The sequence below is a fragment of the Rhizomicrobium sp. genome (assembly GCA_037200985.1).
GTDB lineage: Bacteria > Pseudomonadota > Alphaproteobacteria > Micropepsales > Micropepsaceae > Rhizomicrobium.
In genome coordinates, this window is the sequence record JBBCGJ010000001.1 from 279,004 (window position 1) to 296,476 (window position 17,473).

13 protein-coding genes and 1 pseudogene are annotated in these 17,473 nt (G+C 67.5%); 9 read left to right on the forward strand and 5 right to left on the reverse strand.

Annotated elements, in window-relative coordinates; genetic code table 11:
* Positions 1-69 precede the first annotated feature (69 nt).
* Both WDN01_01375 and WDN01_01380 read left to right on the forward strand, forming a co-directional pair.
* Positions 70-1,119: a tetratricopeptide repeat protein gene (locus WDN01_01375; GenBank protein MEJ0024651.1), complete on the forward strand. Its 1,050-nt coding sequence runs from the start codon at positions 70-72 to the stop codon at positions 1,117-1,119.
* A gap of 90 nt (positions 1,120-1,209) precedes the next feature.
* Entirely contained in the window at positions 1,210-2,400 is a 1,191-nt protein-coding gene (locus tag WDN01_01380; GenBank protein MEJ0024652.1) for an amidohydrolase family protein, read from the forward strand.
* Here WDN01_01380 and recG read toward each other — a convergent pair.
* Positions 2,397-4,481: an ATP-dependent DNA helicase RecG gene (gene recG / locus WDN01_01385; GenBank protein ID MEJ0024653.1), complete on the reverse strand. Its 2,085-nt coding sequence runs from the start codon at positions 4,479-4,481 to the stop codon at positions 2,397-2,399. The two genes, WDN01_01380 and recG, sit on opposite strands and share 4 nt — an antisense overlap.
* Positions 4,482-4,544: 63 nt before the next feature.
* On the opposite strand from recG, the gene WDN01_01390 reads away from it, so the two are divergent.
* From WDN01_01390 to WDN01_01400, 3 genes are all read left to right on the forward strand, one after another.
* The gene (locus WDN01_01390; GenBank protein MEJ0024654.1) at positions 4,545-4,841 is read left to right on the forward strand and encodes a succinate dehydrogenase assembly factor 2; all 297 of its coding nucleotides are present in this window, start codon (positions 4,545-4,547) and stop codon (positions 4,839-4,841) included.
* Entirely contained in the window at positions 4,829-8,320 is a 3,492-nt protein-coding gene (gene mfd / locus WDN01_01395; protein MEJ0024655.1) for a transcription-repair coupling factor, read from the forward strand. Before WDN01_01390 ends, mfd begins: the two co-directional genes overlap by 13 nt.
* A 1,070-nt stretch (positions 8,321-9,390) precedes the next feature.
* The gene (locus WDN01_01400; protein MEJ0024656.1) at positions 9,391-10,572 is read left to right on the forward strand and encodes a hypothetical protein; all 1,182 of its coding nucleotides are present in this window, start codon (positions 9,391-9,393) and stop codon (positions 10,570-10,572) included.
* 98 nt (positions 10,573-10,670) lie between these two features.
* Here WDN01_01400 and WDN01_01405 read toward each other — a convergent pair whose 3' ends face one another.
* From WDN01_01405 to WDN01_01415, 3 genes are all read right to left on the reverse strand, one after another.
* Entirely contained in the window at positions 10,671-11,996 is a 1,326-nt protein-coding gene (locus tag WDN01_01405; GenBank protein MEJ0024657.1) for an ectonucleotide pyrophosphatase/phosphodiesterase, read from the reverse strand.
* 123 nt (positions 11,997-12,119) lie between these two features.
* A complete protein-coding gene (locus tag WDN01_01410; protein ID MEJ0024658.1) occupies positions 12,120-12,677 on the reverse strand; it encodes a GNAT family N-acetyltransferase in 558 nt (185 codons plus the stop codon).
* Complete coding sequence (locus WDN01_01415; protein ID MEJ0024659.1) at positions 12,674-13,243, reverse strand: hypothetical protein; 570 nt, start codon at positions 13,241-13,243, stop codon at positions 12,674-12,676. Before WDN01_01415 ends, WDN01_01410 begins: the two co-directional genes overlap by 4 nt.
* A gap of 114 nt (positions 13,244-13,357) precedes the next feature.
* On the opposite strand from WDN01_01415, the gene WDN01_01420 reads away from it, so the two are divergent.
* Genes WDN01_01420 through WDN01_01435 form a run of 4 tightly spaced genes read left to right on the forward strand, consistent with a single transcriptional unit; the run spans position 13,358 to position 17,125 of the window.
* Positions 13,358-14,341: a LysR family transcriptional regulator gene (locus tag WDN01_01420; GenBank protein MEJ0024660.1), complete on the forward strand. Its 984-nt coding sequence runs from the start codon at positions 13,358-13,360 to the stop codon at positions 14,339-14,341.
* Positions 14,342-14,400: 59 nt separating this feature from the next.
* Positions 14,401-14,958, forward strand: coding sequence for a MarR family transcriptional regulator (locus WDN01_01425; protein ID MEJ0024661.1), 558 nt, complete (start codon positions 14,401-14,403; stop codon positions 14,956-14,958).
* A gap of 11 nt (positions 14,959-14,969) precedes the next feature.
* Positions 14,970-15,626 (forward strand): DUF4166 domain-containing protein, encoded by a 657-nt coding sequence (locus WDN01_01430; GenBank protein MEJ0024662.1) that lies wholly within the window; start codon positions 14,970-14,972, stop codon positions 15,624-15,626.
* Positions 15,623-17,125 carry a TIGR01777 family oxidoreductase gene (locus WDN01_01435; GenBank protein ID MEJ0024663.1) on the forward strand — a complete coding sequence of 501 codons (1,503 nt, stop codon included), beginning with the start codon at positions 15,623-15,625 and terminating at the stop codon, positions 17,123-17,125. Before WDN01_01430 ends, WDN01_01435 begins: the two co-directional genes overlap by 4 nt.
* Here WDN01_01435 and WDN01_01440 read toward each other — a convergent pair.
* A pseudogene (locus WDN01_01440) lies at positions 17,122-17,463 on the reverse strand (Fic family protein). The gene WDN01_01435 and the pseudogene WDN01_01440 sit on opposite strands and share 4 nt — an antisense overlap.
* Between the last annotated feature and the right edge of the window lie 10 nt (positions 17,464-17,473).

The following is a 17,473-nucleotide window of genomic DNA, read 5'->3' on the forward strand; positions in this document are numbered from 1 at the left end:
GAAGTTGACAGCAGGGCGCTAGGTTCGCCCAATTCAGGGAACCTGTGTTGTCGTCGGAGCGAGCGTCTGGTGCTGGGATATCCTATCGGGTTGAAGCTGATGGCCGCTATTGCGCTTTGCGCCGTGGCCCTGTCGCCCGCGGGCGCCGCGCCGCCGCCCGATGCCGTGTCGGCCGCTCTGCATGCGGGCAATGCGTCCGACGCGTTCGCACTGGCAACCAAGGCGCTGGACGACAAAACGCTGTCGCCGCGCGCCCGGGCCCGCGTTCTCATCGAACGCGGCCTCGCGCGCGAGATGCTGGGGGAAAGGGACGAGGCGCTGCTGGATTTCACCGAGGCTCTCGGCAGCCACGCCCTGCCGCCGTCGGAGATTGCGCTTGGCCTTTACGATCGCGGCGTCACGCTCGACGAGTTGTCGCGGACAGAGGATGCGATCGGGGACTACTCCGCGGCGATCAGGATCGAGCCGAACTTCCCTGCCGCCCTGAACAACCGGGCCAACGGGTTTCGCAGACTTGGGAAGCTCGAAGAGGCGCGCCGGGACTACGAGGCCTCCATCGCGGCCGGCAATCCCAATCGCGAATATCCCGATTTCGGGCTTGGCCAGGTCGCGGAGGCCTCCGGAGACATCAGGGCCGCGCGCAGCTATTACCGGGCGTCGCTCGCCGCCAATCCGAATTTCGGACCCGCCAAGGATCGGATGGCGGCGCTCGGCGCGGAGCCCGATGCCGGCGACGCGCCGATCGTGCTTCGTCCGCCGACGCAGGGCATCATTCACCTGAGGCCGCCAAGAGCCGGGCATCGCTCCGCGCCCGCTGCGCCGGACGCCCAGGCGCTTCCGCTGCGGTCGGCGCTGACCGAGGGCGCGCCGGGCGGAGCGGCGGGGATCGTCCAACTCGGCGCCTGGCGCAGCCAAGGCGAAGCCGCGATCGCTTGGAGTAGAATAGGGCGCGTCGCGGGTTCCGACCTGGCCGGGCTGACGCCGCAAGTGATCGCAGCCGATCTGCCGGGACGGGGTCGCTACTACCGGCTCCGGGCCGACTCCGGCGCCAAGGGTGCCGCCGCCCTTTGCGGTGCGTTGCGGGCGAAAGGACTTGCCTGCATCGTCGTCCGGGATTGACCACGGCTCGCGGCGCAAGGCTGGCGCGGCCGTTGTCGGCAGCGCGGTTCGGGTGCATCGTTGTCCAAAGCCGATCTGAGGGGAGCGAAGATGCCCTATGTCACGGGCCGCATTGTCCACGATGCGGATTCCCATCTGATGGAATTGCCCGACAGCCTCGACGCCTATTTCGACCCGAAATTCCGTCCCGCCTACGATGCGCTTCCAAAGCTCAAGAACAATCCGCGCGATGCGGGCTGGGTGCGCAAGGCGCGCGCGTTGCACGAAGACGCGCAATTCCGCTCCGGCGCTGACGACCAGGTGCTCCTGCGCAAGAACTACGAGGCGCATGGATCGTTCCGCCGCGAGGACCGGCCGCGCACCGTCGACAATCTCGGCTTCGCGAGCCAGCTCGTCTTCACGACCTGGTGCCTGGGCAATTTCGGACTGGACGAGAGCGGCCCGGCGGATCTCGCCTATGCCGCGGCGCAGGCCCACAACCGCATGATGGTCGATTTCTGCTCGGTCGATCGGCGGCTGCTGGGCACCGGATATGTCCCGCTGGTCGACTTCGAGATGGCGAAGCGGGCGGCGCGTGAGGCGATCGATCTGGGATGCAAAGCACTGCTCATCGCGTCCAAGCCGCCCAAGGGCCATGCGCCGAGCCACATCGCGCATGATCCCGTCTGGGCCATGGCGCAGGAGGCGGGTTTGCCGATCCTATTTCACGTCGGCGGCGAGCGGAAGCTCGACGCCGATTATTTCGAAAACGGCCTGCCGCGCGTGAAGGACTTCCACGGCGGCGAGGAGAATTTCACCTCGGTCAGCTACATACCCATCCCGCACTCCGTCGAGCTCACGCTGGCGGCGATGATCTTCGATGGCGTTCTCGACCGGTTCCCGAGGCTCAAATTCGGCGCCATCGAGCTTGGAGCGTCCTGGGTGCCGGGGTGGATGCGCAATATGGATTCGGCCGCCAAGGCTTTCGCCAAGAACGAGGAGCGCCTTCAGAAGCTCTCCATGGCGCCGAGCGACTTCGTGAAGCGCCAGGTGCGCGTGACGCCTTACCCGCATGAGGACACCGGCTGGATCATCCGCAACAGCGGCGACGGGATATGCCTGTTCTCGTCCGACTTCCCCCATGTGGAAGGCGGGCGCAATCCGCTGAAGCGGTTCGGCGAGTCGCTCGTCGGCTGCACACAGGAACAGATCGATCGCTTCTATTGCGACAACTTCATCGACCTGATGGGCGAAGGGTTGGCCGCGGATTTGCGGCGCCCGGCGCATCTGGCGGCCGCCTAGCCGGCGCGCAGATAGCGTACCGCCTCGTCGCGGCCGAACAGATAGAGCAGGGTGCGCAGGCGCTGGCCGCGCTCGCCTTGCAGATCGGGATCGCGCACCAGGACGAGCTGGGCATCGTCGCGCGCCGTCGCCAAGAGATCGGCATGGACGGCGAGATCGGCCAGGCGAAACTCCGGCATGCCGCTCTGGCGCGTTCCGAGCAGTTCGCCGGCGCCCCGCAGGCGAAGATCTTCCTCTGCGATGACGAAGCCGTCGTCTGTGTCGCGCATCGTCTTCAGCCGCGCCTTGGCGGCCTCGCCGAGCGGGCCGTGATAGATCAGCAGGCAACTCGACCGGCCCGAGCCGCGCCCGACGCGCCCGCGCAATTGGTGAAGCTGGGCGAGGCCGAAACGCTCGGCATGTTCCACCACCATGATGGTCGCCTCCGGCACGTCGACCCCAACCTCGATGACAGTGGTGGCGACGAGAATGGAGAGCCCGCCCGCCTTGAACCTCGCCATCTCGGCGTCGCGCTCGGCGCCTTTCATGCGGCCATGCACCAGGCCGACCGAGGGACCGAGCACGCGTTTGAGCATGCCGGCACGTTCTTCGGCGGCGGCGAGGTCGATCTTCTCGGACTCCTCGACCAGCGGGCAGACCCAATAGGCGCGGGCGCCGTTGGCGGTGGCCTTGCGCAGATGCTCGACGACTTCGTCGAGGCGCTCGTCGGAGATCGTCCGGGTCTCGACCGGCTTGCGGCCCGGCGGGCGACCGGTCAGGCGCGAGACGTCCATGTCGCCATAGGCCGTCAGCGCCAGGGTGCGCGGGATCGGCGTCGCGGTCATCACCAGCACGTCGGCGGGGCGGCCGCCCTTGCCCTGGAGCGCCATGCGCTGGTGCACGCCGAAACGGTGCTGCTCATCGATCACGGCGAGGCCAAGATCGGCGAAGGCGACGTCCTCTGAGAACAGCGCATGCGTGCCGACCAGGATGTCGATCCCGCCGGCGGCGAGCGCCGCCAGCGTCGTGTCGCGCCCGGAGCGTTCGCGGCCGGTCAACAGCGCCATGCGGACACCCGTCGCCGTCGCGAGCGGTGCAAGCGAAGCCATGTGCTGGCGCGAGAGGATCTCGGTCGGTGCCATCAGCGCCCCCTGGGCGCCTGCTTCCACCGCGTTCAGCAGCGCCAGGAAGGCGACGATGGTCTTGCCGGCGCCGACATCGCCCTGGAGCAGGCGCAGCATGCGACTGGGCGCCGCGATGTCGGCTTCGATCTCGGCGAGCGCGGCCAGTTGCGGCTCGGTCAGCGCGAAGGGCAGGGCGGCGATGGCTTTGGCCTTCAGCCGTCCGTCACCTTGCAGGGCGCGGCCCTTCTTGGTCTGGCGCATCTGGCGGCGGATCAGCAGCAGGGCAAGCTGGTTCGCCAGCAGCTCGTCATAGGCCAGGCGCATCCGGGCCGGCGTTTCGAGACCGAGATCGGCCTCGCTTGCGGGTGCGTGCGCGGCGAGCAGGCTTTCGTGGAACGGCTTCCAGCCGTGGGCTTTCAGGAAAGCCGGATCGTCCCATTCGGGAAGGTCCGGCACCTTGTCGAGCGCGCCGCGGATCGCCTTGGCGAGCGGCTTGTTGGTGAGCCCGTCGGTGAGCGCATAGACCGGCTCGTGCCGCGGCAGGCTTGCCTCATCTTCCGGTGCCACGATGTGATCGGGATGGTTGATCTGCAAGGTGTCGCGAAAGCGCTCGATCTTGCCGCTTACGATGCGCCGCGCCCCGACCGGGAGCATGCGGAGCAGGTAGTCGGCCTGGCCGTGGAAGAAGGCGAGTTCCAGCATCGATGTCTCGTCGGAACAGGTCACACGATAGGGCTGGCGCCGGTTCGGCGGCGGATGGTGGCTGAGCACGTTCACCGATACCGTCGCGATCCGCCCGATCTCGGCGCGGGCGAGCTTGGGGCGGTAGGAGCGGTCGATGAGCCCCACCGGCAGATCGAAGGCGAGATCGACCAGCCGCGGCCCCACCAGCTTCGAGATGAGCTTCTCCAGCTTGGGCCCGACGCCGGACAGCGTGCGGATTTCGGCGAAAAGCGGGAACAGAATCGCAGGGCGCATGGCACGGAAACAATATGGTCGCGGCCGGTTGTTCTCAACGGAAGCCATGCTATATCGCACCCCATGACGAGCGATGAAAACGGTGGGTCTTTCGGGGCCCGCCGCAAACGGCTTTTGTTCCGGGCCCAGCGGCGCGGCTTCAAGGAGGTCGACCTGATCTTCGGCGCCTTCGCGGCCGAGGAGCTGGCGACGCTGGACGACGCCGAACTCGATCAGTTCGAGGCGCTGCTAAGCGCGCCGGACCAGGAGGTTTATGCCTGGCTGCGCGGCCATACTTCACCGCCCAGCGAATTCGACACGCCGCTGTTCGGCCGCCTCAAGGCGGTCTGCGGCCGCAAAGATCCGAAATGGAACGTGTAGATTACATCGCCAGGCAGCCGGGCCGCTTCGCGGTCACCGGCGCGCCGTCGGGCTACGACGCCTGGCTCGGTGTCGAGGTGGCGCGGCGGACCGATGGCCTCGTCGTATTCGTAGCATCGGACGACGTGCATGCCGCGGCGGTGATGGAAGCGGCGCGGTTCTTCGCGCCCGACTTGGCCGTGCTGTCCTTTCCGGCCTGGGACTGCCTGCCTTACGACCGCGTCTCGCCGAAGCCGGACATCGAGAGCACGCGGCTGGCGACGCTGGCGGCGCTGGCGCGCGACGACGGCCCGCGCACGGCGCTGGTGGTGACCACGGTCAACGCGGTGACGCAGCGCGTGCCGCCGAAGGACTGGGTCGCCCGGGCAAGCTTCTTTGCCCGTGCCGGCCATGCGGTCGACCGCGAGCGCATGGTCACGTTCCTGGCCGGCAACGGCTATGTGCGCGCCTCGACGGTGCGCGAGCCGGGCGACTTCGCCCTGCGCGGCGGCATCGTCGATCTGTGGCCGCCGGGGATCGCCCAGCCGCTCAGGCTCGACTTCTTCGGCGAAGAGCTGGAGGCGATCCGCCGCTTCGATGCGGAGACCCAGCTTTCCAACGACAAGATCGACGCGATCGAGCTTCTGCCCGCCAGCGAAGTGCCGCTCGGCAAGCACGAGATCAGTCGCTTCCGCGCCGGCTATGTCGCGGCCTTCGGTCCGGCCAATGCGGACGACGTGCTGTACGAAAGCGTCAGCGCCGGGCGCAAGCACCCGGGCATGGAGCACTGGCTGCCGCTGTTCTACGAGCGGCTCGATACCTTCTTCGATTTCGTGCCGCGCGCGCTCGTCATGCTCGGCCACGAGACGGAGGAGACCAAGAACGCCCGCCTCGAACTGGTGAAGGACTATTTCGAGACCCGCGAGCAGTTCCGCCGCGCCGCGCGCAGCGAAGAGAAGACGGCGATCCAGGCGCCGCCCTACAAGCCGCTGAAGCCGGAAACGCTTTATCTCACCGACAAGGAATGGGCCGAGGCGCTGGCGCGGCACAAGGTGCGCGACCTGTCGCCGTTCCAGGCGCCGGAATCGACCAAATCCGTCGATGCCGGCGGCAAGCAGGGCCGCGACTTCCAGCCCGAGCGGGCGACGGGCAAGACCAATGTGTTCGAGGCGGCCGTCGCACATATCGATGCCTTGCAGGCGGCGAAGAAGCGGGTCGTGGTCGCCTCATGGAGCGCCGGCTCGTCGGAGCGCATGGGCGGCGTGCTGTCCGATCACGGGCTGGCGGCGATCCGGTCGGTGGCCAACTGGCCCGATGCGCAGAAGCTGCACGACGAAGCGGTCGGCATCGCGGTGCTGGGGCTGGAACGTGGCTTCGAGGCGCCGGATTTCGCCGTTCTCTCCGAACAGGACATCCTGGGCGACCGCATGGTGCGGGCGCAGACCCGGGCAAGGCGGGCGCAGAACTTCCTGACCGAGGCGTCGGCGCTGGCACCGGGCGATCTCGTCACGCATATCGAACATGGCGTCGGGCGCTATCTGGGCCTCAAGACCATCGATGCGCTGGGCGCGCCGCACGATTGCCTCGAACTGCAATATGACGGCGGAAAGCTGTTCCTCCCCGTCGAGAACATCGAACTCCTGACGCGCTATGGCGCGGAGGACAGCGGGGCGCAGCTCGACCGCCTCGGCGGGGCCGGCTGGCAGCTGCGAAAGGCGCGCGCCAAGGAGCGCGTGCGCGAGATCGCGGCCGAGCTGATCCGCATCGCCGCGGCGCGCGAGTTGAAATCGCTGCCCTCGGTCGATCCGCCGTCCGGCCTTTATGACGAGTTTTGCGCCCGCTTCCCCTGGCAGGAGACCGACGACCAGGAGAAGGCCATCGCCGACACGATGGAGGATTTCGCGCGAGGCCGCCCGATGGACCGGCTGGTCTGCGGCGATGTCGGCTTCGGCAAGACCGAGGTCGCGCTGCGCGCCGCCTTCGTGATCGCGATGAGCGGCCAGCAGGTCGCCGTGGTGGTGCCGACCACGCTCCTGGCGCGGCAGCATTTCCGCAATTTCTTCGAGCGGTTCCAGGGCTTTCCGGTCACGGTGCGCCAGCTTTCGCGGTTCGTGGACGCCAAGGAGGCCAAGCAGACCCGTGCCGAACTGGCGGACGGCAAGGTCGATATCGTGGTCGGCACCCATGCGCTGCTCGCCAAGTCCATCAGCTTCAAGAATCTCGGCCTGGTGATCGTCGACGAGGAGCAGCATTTCGGCGTCACCCACAAGGAACAGCTCAAATCGCTCAAGGCCGACGTGCATGTGCTCACCCTCACCGCGACGCCGATCCCGCGCACCTTGCAGCTTGCGCTGTCGGGCGTGCGCGACCTGTCGCTGATCACCACGCCGCCGATCGACCGCCTCGCGGTGCGCACCTTCGTCACGCCGTTCGATCCGCTGGTGGTGCGCGAGGCCCTGCTGCGCGAGCATTATCGCGGCGGCCAGAGCTTCTATGTCGCGCCGCGCATCGCCGACCTGCGCGAGGCGGAGGAGTTCCTGAAAGCCACCGTGCCGGAGGTCAAGGTCGCGGTCGGCCACGGCCAGATGTCGGCTTCGGTACTGGAAGAGGTCATGACCGCGTTCTACGAGCGCAAGGTCGACGTCCTGATCTCCACCAACATCGTCGAGAGCGGCCTCGACATCCCGACCGCCAACACCATGATCGTGCACCGCGCCGACATGTTCGGCCTGTCTCAGCTCTATCAGTTGCGCGGGCGCATCGGCCGCGCCAAGCAGCGCGCCTATGCCTATCTCACGACGCCGGCCGACCGGAAGCTGACCGACACGGCGGCGCGGCGGCTCGAAGTGCTGCAATCGCTCGACCAGCTCGGCGCCGGATTCTCGGTCGCGAGCCACGACATGGACATCCGCGGCGCCGGCAATCTCCTGGGCGAAGAGCAGTCGGGCCATGTGCGCGAGGTCGGCATCGAGCTCTATCAGGAGATGCTGGAAGACGCCGTCTCGCAGATGCGGCTGGGCGAAGGCGCCGCCGAGATCGCCGACCAGTGGTCGCCGACCATCAATATCGGCGCCGCGGTCCTCATTCCCGAATCCTATGTCGCCGATCTCAATGTCCGCATGGCGCTCTACCGCCGCCTCGCCACCATCGAGAGCCGCGAGGACATCGACCGCTTCGCCGCCGAACTGATCGACCGCTTCGGGCCTTTGCCCGACGAGGTGAAGCACCTGTTCGACATCGTCGCGATCAAGCAGCTCTGCCGCATCGCGCTGGTCGAGAAGATCGACGCCGGGCCGAAGGGCGGCACCATCGCGTTCCGGGGCGGGCAATTTCCCAATCCGCTGGCGCTGGTGAAGCTGATCAGCGCGCACGCCGGCACGATGAAGGTGCGGCCCGACCAGAAGGTCGTCGTGACCCGCGACTGGCCGTCGCCGGAGAGCCGGCTGAACGGGGTGAAGAATTTGATGAACCAGCTCGCCAAGCTCGCCGCGGCGGCGTGATTCGAACTGAAAATGCGGTTCGAATAGCGGTTTGCGGCTACGCGCGTCGCGTAAGGGCTTGGCGCGGCAGCGTTCTCCGCGCGGGCGCGGCATGGATAGCGGCTCCATTCGGGTCTTCCGTCTGTTCGTGGCGAATATTTTTTGCGGCGCCGGTGCGCCTGCCCCGCTCCAAGGCAAAAGCCAAGGAAGCGGCGCCTCTTTCGAGGGCCGCTTCGGCCTGCCTACACCTGTGGGGATTTAGCGGAAATGGTGCTTGGACCGACTCGGTTCAAGGGGCGGTAGTGCCCTAATTTGAATTCCGCCGCAGTCTGCTCACCTGATCCTCAAGTTCACTGACTCGATTTTTCCAGTGTGTCCTAATTTGACGGCGCTTCTGACTTCTTCTTCGGTTCGATCTTGCGGGACCTGTTGTAGGCGATCAGGGCCACACATGTAATTAACGCTCCCATGATCGCGGAGCCGGTATCACGACCAGCCTGTTCCACATGGTTTGCGATGGGGTGAGGGCCGGTGAATACCGAATAGGCAAACCCGATCACGAATCCCACGGGCGTGAAGACAAAGACGCTCCAATATCTCCTGAACCACGTAAAAAATCGCCTAGCGCGAAGTCTGCTCAACCAATTCCGTCAGTGTTCACAGCCTGTCTGAAACACCCGCGGGACAGTGGAAGATTTGCAATCGACTCTCGAACAATCTCTCCCGCTTGCGGGAGGGGGTCCGTAACGACGGCGTGCGGATAGGTGCGGCGAGCGGGTCGCCAAGCTTCGTCCCCTCACCAGCAAAAGCTAAGCACTTAGCTGCGCTTCGCTCCGCTAAGTGCAAGCTTTTGCGTCCTCTCCCGTAAACGGGAGAGGTAAGTCCCGCACGCTCAAAACAGCGCCCCCGCTTGAAATCGGCCGCGCGTTCCTTTATCAGCGCGCCTCGAAACCTCAGCCGGGAGCACGCATTGAATATCGTCGAATGCATCCCGGGTTCGCTCCGCGACATCTAAGGCTGTCCGGGGCCGACCCGGAATTTCCTTCAGATCCTTATCCATAGCGCCGGTCCGCCGGCGTTTGAGGCATTCCATGTCTTCGCAAATGCTGCGCGCGTCCCCGCGCGCGGGCGCGCCTTTCTTCGCGCGCATCCAGGCCATCGGCCGGGCGCTGAAACGCTTCGGCCGCAAGGCGCAGCCTGCCGCCGTCGCGCTCGCGCGGCGGCATCCGCGGCTGGCCGATCTCAGCGTCAGCTTTCCGGCGCTGCTGGTCGCGCTCGCCTGGCCGAACGGCCGCGCCGCGGCGCAGGCCGTCATCGACGGCGCGATCGCCGGGGCGCCGCTGGCGTCGCTGGCCGCGGCCGCGCGCGTACCGCTCTGGCTGCGCCGAATGGCGCCCGAGATGCTGCCCGCGCCGCTGCCGGAACTGCCGGACGGCGCCTTCGTGCGCCATCGCATCGCCAATCATCTTCCGACCCATGCGAAATTCGCGCCGCAGTGGTTCGAGGCCGTTGCCTTCGCGCATCGCTGGGCCGACCAGGATTTCGTGCTGTGGTGCGCGCGTGAGTTCGCGCACGCGCCGTCCGATAAGCGGAAGCGGCGCGACCGGCGGCGGGCGAACCGCGCGCGCCGGATACACCGGCTTGAACTGCTCGGCCTCTGGGCGTGGTTTTCGGCGCGGCCCGACACCTATGCCGCGTCGCTGATCCGCCGGCCCTGGCGGCCGCAGATGCCGTTGCAGGCGGCCTGGCGCCATGCCGACGACTGGGCGACGGCGGTCGAACTCGATCTCAACCTCGGCGGCCGGCCGATCCGGGATTGCTGGCTGAGCCTGCGCCGCTGGGAGGGTTACGAATTCGCGCCGCTGGCGAGCGCGGCGGAGATCGCGGCCGAGGCCGATGCCATGCGCAATTGCGTGCGGACCTATAGCGACGGGCTGGTCCATGACCGCCTCCGCCTGTTCGGCTTGCGCCGCGACGGCGCGCGGCTGGCGACGGTGTGCGTCGGCTGGGAGAACGGCGATCCTTATCCGGCGATCACGCAGCTTGCGCTCGCCGGCAACAAGGATGCGCCGGACGCGCTGTGGTGGGCGGCGCGGCAATGGCTGAACGCGCACGACCTGTCGGGTCTCGCCAAGCGCGACTTCGATTGGAGCTCCGTGCCGATCGATCGCAGCGCCTGGACGCGGCTGTGGAAGCCCTATTGGCTCGCGAAGGGCAAGGCGCCGCGCTGGCTGCCGCTGACGCCGTCGCGTCACGCGCTGCGGGATTTGTGAGCGTGCCCTTCACCAGCGAAAACTAAGCACTTGGCTGCGCTTCGCTTCGCCAAGTGCAAGTTTTCGCATCCTCTCCCGCAAGCGGGAGAGGAAAAGTCTCAAAACAGCGGCTTGCCCGTCGCCTGGGGCAGGGGGACGCCCAGAACTTTCGCCAGCGTCGGCGCGATGTCGATCATGTCGATCTCGCCCAGAGGACCCTTCTTCGCGATGCCGGCGAGAATGAACGTGGCGCGCATCTCCGGATGCGTCGGGAAATAGCCGTGCGTGCCCTTGTTGCTGCCGGCGGTGACAAGCGGGCCGGTCGTCTTGGAGCCGGTCTCGTAGCCGAGCTTGAAATCGAGCCAGAACGAGGGCTCGACGCCGCCGCCGGCCCTGGCGATGCCGGCGCGGTCGATCACCGCGCCGATGCCGTTCGCCGGATCGGCCGCGAGCCGGTCCAACAACGCCTTGACCTTGGCCTGCAGCGCCGCATCCTCCGGCCGTGCCAGCATGACCGCCGCCGAGCCGCCGGCATTCCACGGCTCCGCCTCCCACGCGGTCGGCTTGTGCGTCTCGGGATCGAGCGTGACCAGCCCCGCCTCGGCGAAGGCCGGCATCAGGTTCACGTCATGCTCGACCGAAGCGAAGCCGTGGTCGGAGACGAGCGCGATGACGGTGTCGGGCGCGGCGCGGCGCGCCGCGGCGACGACCTCGCCGATCTGGGCGTCGAGCTTTTCGAGCACGGCGTTCGCCTCCTTCGAGCCGGGGCCGTATTTGTGCTCGTTGTGATCGAGCGCGGTCAGATGCAGGGTCATGAACTTCGGATGCTTCAGCGCGAGCAGCGCCACCGCGATATTGGTGCGGGCCTGGTCGTTCTGCGGCTCCTCGCCGATGAGCGCTTCCTCGGGCGTGCCGCCGACGCGCGACAGCTCGTCCAACAGGCCGCGGGTCGACACCGCTTCGAGCAGCTTGGCGTCCTCCGGCGGATAGAAGGTGCGCCAGAACTCGGGAACGTTGTAATCGATGAAGTCGTCGCCGACGGTCACCGGCCAGTTGACGCTGGCCGTCTTGAAGCCGGCTTTGTGCACCTCTTCCCACAGGCCCTCGACCTTGACGTCGCGGGCGTACCAGTACCAGCCCTGCATGTTCTTCTGCAGCGGATCGAACACGGTGTTGCTCGTGACGCCGTGGACCGCGGGCCAGGCGCCGGTCACGAGCGTGGTGTGGTCGGGATAGGTCACGGTCGGCAGCGTGTTGCGCACGCCGCCGGCCCAGGCGCCGTCCGCCATCAGGGCGCGCAGGTTCGGCACCTGGAGGCCGCGCGCCGGTGCGTCGATGACATCGGCGGGACGCAGCCCGTCGATCGAGATCATCAGGACCGGCTGGGCCGCGGCGGGCATGGCGGCGGCGAGGAGCGCGCAAAAGGCGAGGGCAACGAGACGCATGGGCGAATCCGTTCGAGAGGCGCCGCATATCGGACCGCGAATGTGACCCTGCCGTGAAGGGCGGCGGAATTTCCAAGCGTGGAAAGGTCTTGCGGCGCTCGGCAATTGCCTCTCGCCTTGAGGTCAGTGCGGATTTGTCGCCGGCCGGGCCGCGGAACGGTCCAGCACGCCGGGCCGCTCCCAGCATCCTTCCGGGCGCAGCAGGATCATCGGATCGCTGTGCAGGTTGAGTTCGGTGTCCAGGGGTTCGAACTCGGCCAGCATCTCGCAATATTCATGATCGGAAAAGCACAACGTCCTGTTCTGGCCGGCAGGGCGGAAGCCGAGCCGTTCCCAGAACGGCACCAGCCGCTTCTGGACATGGGCATAGAGCCGCGCAAATCCCTTGTCGCGGCACAGATCGATGCCGAGCCGCGCGATCTCCAGACCCGTCCCGGTCCCCCGATAGGCCGGCAGCACGGCAAGCCGTTCGATTTTCGCGAAGCTCCCGAAATACCTGATCCTGAGCGACCCGATCGGCTCGCCGCCGGAGCGCGCGAGGATCTGCGTGGCGGTGAAATCGTTGCCGTCGAATTCCTCGTCGTGAGGGCAGCGCTGTTCGCCGCAATAGACGCGCGCGCGAACGGAGAAGACCTGCGCGAGTTCGTCGAGCGTCCGGACGACCGAGATTTCAAGGCTCATGCCGCCTTGCTCCGGATCCGGAACAAGGTGCCGATGGCCGGCGGGTCCATCGCTTCGGCGCCCGCGGACAATGCCTTCAGTCCGCCCATGCTGCCGGCGCGGCCGACGACCGGCAATCCGCCATAGGGGCCGGAATCGAAGCCTTGCGAAATCATGGGGAAGGTGACGCCCAGCATCTTCCGCGCGACGATGGCCCACATATAGACGAGCGCGGGCCGTTCGCCGGTCGGCACCAGATATTCCGGCGGCGGGTCGGTCGCGTCGAAGCTGCGCGTCTCGATGGCGCGGGCGCCGAGGGCATTGAGGAACAGGAAGGCATAGCAGCCGGCGATCTCGTCCCGGCCGTCGCGCAGGCGCCGGCGGACGATCGTCCAGAAGCTGTCGCGGTTGATCTCGCTCGCCCGGACCATGACGGGCAGGGAGGCGACTTTTCCGCCGATCTCCCGGGCGATGAGCGCGTGCAGCGTCGTTATCTCATGGGCAGACGCCCGGCGCAGGCAAACCGCGGTCTCGTCGTCCAAGCGGCCCCAAAGCTCCGTCTTCTCAGACGCCGGCACCGATGTCATCCTCTGTCTCCTTGTGCTTTCCTTCGCGACGCGAAGGTTTCATTCCGCGACCAATTTTTCTTTAAGGTTGGGCCGCGGGCCCGCGTCGGGGACAGTGGCGAAAAGAGAGACGGCATGAGCAAATTCGAGACGGCGGCGATCGATCCGGACCTCTGGCGGCTGCTGATGCGGATGCTGGCCGTCGCGGAAGCCGGAAGCCTGCGCAAGGCCGCGGCGCAGGTCGGAACGTCGCGCTCGACCTTGAGCCGCGAGATCCAGCAGGCCGAGCGGATATTGGGCAGCCGCCTGTTCGAGCGCGAAGCCGACGGCCTGGTGGTGACCGAACAGGGCGCCAAATTCCTGACCGATGCGCGGCGCCTGCGCAGCGCGACGGATCCCGTGCTGATGCGCGTGGCGCGCAAGGTGCGGGCCTATGCCAAGTGCAGCCTGGCCATGGGCGACGGCATCGCGACCTATTGGCTGCCGCGCTTCCTGGCGCAGTTCTATCGCGAGCATCCCGAGATCGAGCTCAGGCTGCTCTGCCAATACGAGCGCGAAATCGTCCGCGGCGAGCAGTTCGACATCGGCATCATGTACCGCGAGCCCGCCAATCTGGACCGCCTCGGCCGCAAGGTCGCGAGCCTGCACATCGTTCCGATGGCGACCGAGGACTATCTCGAGCGCTGCGGTATGCCGAAGACGGTTTCCGATCTCACCCAGCACAACGTCTTCGAGCTGCTTCAGTACACCGCGGCGGGCGGATCGTGGCTCGCGCTGTGCGAGGGCGGCAGCGAGGTCCGCACGCGGCTGTTCACCAACCAGAGCTCCGTGATGGTGGAGGCGGTGCGCAACGGCGCCGGGATCGGACTGCTTCCGACCTATGTCGCCGCGATCTATCCGAGCCTGGTGATGATCCCGCTGATCGAGCCCTGGCCGCTTCCGGTCTGGCTGAGCTATTCGCGCGAGGCGGCGCGCGAGGAGCATGTGCGCAAGACGATCGATTTCCTGGCCAGGCACGTCTTCGCGCCCGAGACGATGCCGTGGTTCTCCGACAGATTCGTCCGTCCGCAATCGGGCTGGGCCGAGCGCCGGACGGCCGCGCGGCCGCCCGCGGCGTGACGGCCCGACGGCGCGGGCCGGGGCTTGACGGCCGGCCCGTTTTGTCCGATATTTCTGTCATGACAGAAATAACAGTTTCCAACGACCTGCCGCCCGCGATCCGCCGCTTCGTCCTGCAATGGGGCGACATGGGCGGGCAGTGGGGGGTCAACCGCTCGGTCAGCCAGATCCACGCGCTGCTCTACCTCGCGGAAAAGCCGCTGACCGCGGAGGAGATCGCCGAGACGCTGGCGATGGCGCGCTCCAACGTGTCCAACTCGCTGAAGGAGCTGCAGGGCTGGGGCCTGGTGCGCCGCGTTCCGGTGCTGGGCGACCGGCGCGACCATTTCGAGGCCGACACCGACATCTGGTCCATCGCCGCCAAGATCGCGGCGGGGCGCAAGGAGCGCGAGCTCGATCCGGCGATCGCGGCGCTGGAGGCCTGCGTCGCGGAGGCGGCGGGCGATGCCAGGCTGTCGGCGACCGCGGCAGCGCGGCTGAACGCGATGCTCGATTTCACCCGCACCATGACCGGCTGGTTCGACCAGATGAGCAAGCTGCCCAAGCCGACCTTGATGGCGCTGATAAGGCTCGGGGCGCGGATCGCGGGCTTTCTGCCGGGTAAGAAAAGCAGATAGGGGAGGGCGGCATGGCGCGGCTGAACGTTCTGGAACGGACCCCGACGCCTTCGCCGGCCCTCGGCGATCTCAGGTTCCGCGCGCTGCTGACGCCGGAGGACTGGGCGGCGCTGCCGGCGCCGGTGCGGGCGCGGTTCTCCAAGCGGCTGAAAGGCGGCGACAGCGTCGTCTATGTCGGCGAAGTGGCGCAGACGCGGATCGCGCCTATGGGATGGCTGTTCGCGCAGGCCGCGCGGCTGATCGGCGGGCCGCTGCCGCTGTTCGACGAGGTGGGCATCCCGGCCGTCGTCACCGTGACCGAGGATGGCCCGAGTGGCGGGCAGGTGTGGACGCGGATCTATGCGCGCCGCCGCGGCTTCCCGCAGGTGATCCATTCCGCCAAGCGCTTCGCGGGCGACACGGGGCTCGAGGAATATGTCGGCTGCGGCGTCGGCATGGCGCTGACCGTGCATGTCGAGGAGGGCGTGCTCCTGTTCCGCAGCGCGACGTACTTCGTGCAGATCGGCGGCGCGCGGCTGGGTCTGCCCGCGTTTCTCGTGCCGGGCGCATTGACGGTGACGCACAAGGAACTGGGCGAGGGCCGGTTCCTGTTCGCGCTCGACGTCGTGCATCCGGTGTTCGGGCCCATCATCCACCAGACCGCCATCTTCCGGGAGGCAATTCCATGACCTCGACACTTCTGTGGACGCTCATCGCCGCGCAGGTCGCGCTCGGCGGCTTCGACACGCTCTATCACCACGAATTGACCGAGCGGCTGGCGTGGCGGCCGTCGCAGCGGCGCGAATTGAAGCTGCACGGCGTGCGCAACCTGATCTATGGCGCGCTGTTCGCGGCGCTGGGCTGGAGCGAGGTGCATGGCGCGCTGGCCTGGGCGGCGATCGCGTTCCTCGCCGTCGAGATCGTCATCACGCTCGCCGACTTCGTGGAGGAGGATGTGAGCCGCAAGCTGCCGGCGACGGAGCGCGTGACGCATACGCTGCTGGCGCTGAACTATGGTGCGATCCTTTATGCCCTGCTGCCGGTGCTGCTCGGCTGGGCGGGGCAGGAGACCGGCATGGTGCCGGCGTTCCATGGCGCGTGGAGCGTGCTTGCGGCGGCGGCGGCGCTCGGCGTGGCGGTGTTCGGGCTGCGCGATCTCGCCGCCTCGGCGCGCGCGGCACGGCTGGTGCCCAAGCCGGCGGCGGCGCTGGTGACGGCGCTGCCGCGCCATCGCAGCATCCTGGTGACGGGCGCGACCGGCTTCGTCGGCGCGCGGCTGGTCGAGGGGCTGACGGCGGCCGGTCATGACGTGATCGTGCTGACGCGCAAGGCGGAGAAGGCGCTGGCGCTCAGGCCGCCCTTCCGGCTGGTGACCGATCTCGAACAGATCGACGGTGCGACGCGGATCGACGCCATCGTCAATCTCGCGGGCGAGCCGGTGAGCGGCGGGCTGTGGACCGCGGCGCGCAAGCGGGCGATCGTCGAGTCGCGCCGGAGCATGGTGGCGGGCCTGCTGCGGCTCGCAGCGCGGCTGGAGCAGCGGCCGGCGGTGCTGGTCGGCGCCTCGGCCATCGGCTGGTACGGTTTGCGCGGCGACGAGGAGCTGGCGGAAGACGCCGCGCCGGCGCGGGATTTCTTCAGCCACGACTCCTGCGAGATCGTGGAGCGCGAGACGGCGAAGGCGCGGGGGCTCGGCCTGCGGGTGGTGGCGCTGCGCATCGGCCTGGTGCTGGGGACGGAGGGAGGCCTGCTGGCGCGCCTGCTGCTGCCGTTCGAGTTCGGGATGGGCGGGCGCATCGGGTCGGGCCGGCAATGGATGAGCTGGATCGCCCGCGACGACCTCGTGCGGCTGATCGCGCACGCGATTGCGAACGAGGAATTGGAAGGCCCCGTCAACGCGACGGCGCCGGCGCCGGTGCGCAATGCGGATTTCGCGCGGGCGCTCGGCCATGCGCTGCATCGCCCGGCGGCGATGCCGCTCCCGGCGCTGCCGCTGCGGTTGCTGGGCGCGTTCGGGAGGGAGTTGCTGCTGGGCGGCCAGCGCGTGGTGCCGAGGAAGGCGCTGGCGAGCGGGTTCGCGTTCGCCTATCCGACGCTGGCGATGGCGCTGGAGTCGATGCTGGGCGCGAAGCCTGCTCGCGAGCACGTCGCCCGCGCCGAAGCGGCGCATCGGCTGAGATTGGGCTAGTACGCGTGTCCCGACGCTTCGGTGACTACGCTCAGAAGTTGTTTCGCCAAAAGACGCTCAAGCAATGCTTCCATAACGTCGAGGCTTATCGTGTTGTCGAGAAGGCCGGCATCCGCCGCCTCCAATGCCGCGTAGTACGGTTCACGGTTCGTCGTGATTAGCTCCGGTATCGTCGGATCGCCGGGAATTTTCATCTTGAGACGCGCCGACAGAACCAAATACGACACTGCTCTGGCCGTGCGCCCGTTCCCATCGGTAAACGCGTGAATCCAGTTCATGCGCCACATGACATAGGACGCCAAGTGCGTGGCTCTTTGGGATTTCCAATTGTCGTTGACGTAGTCATAC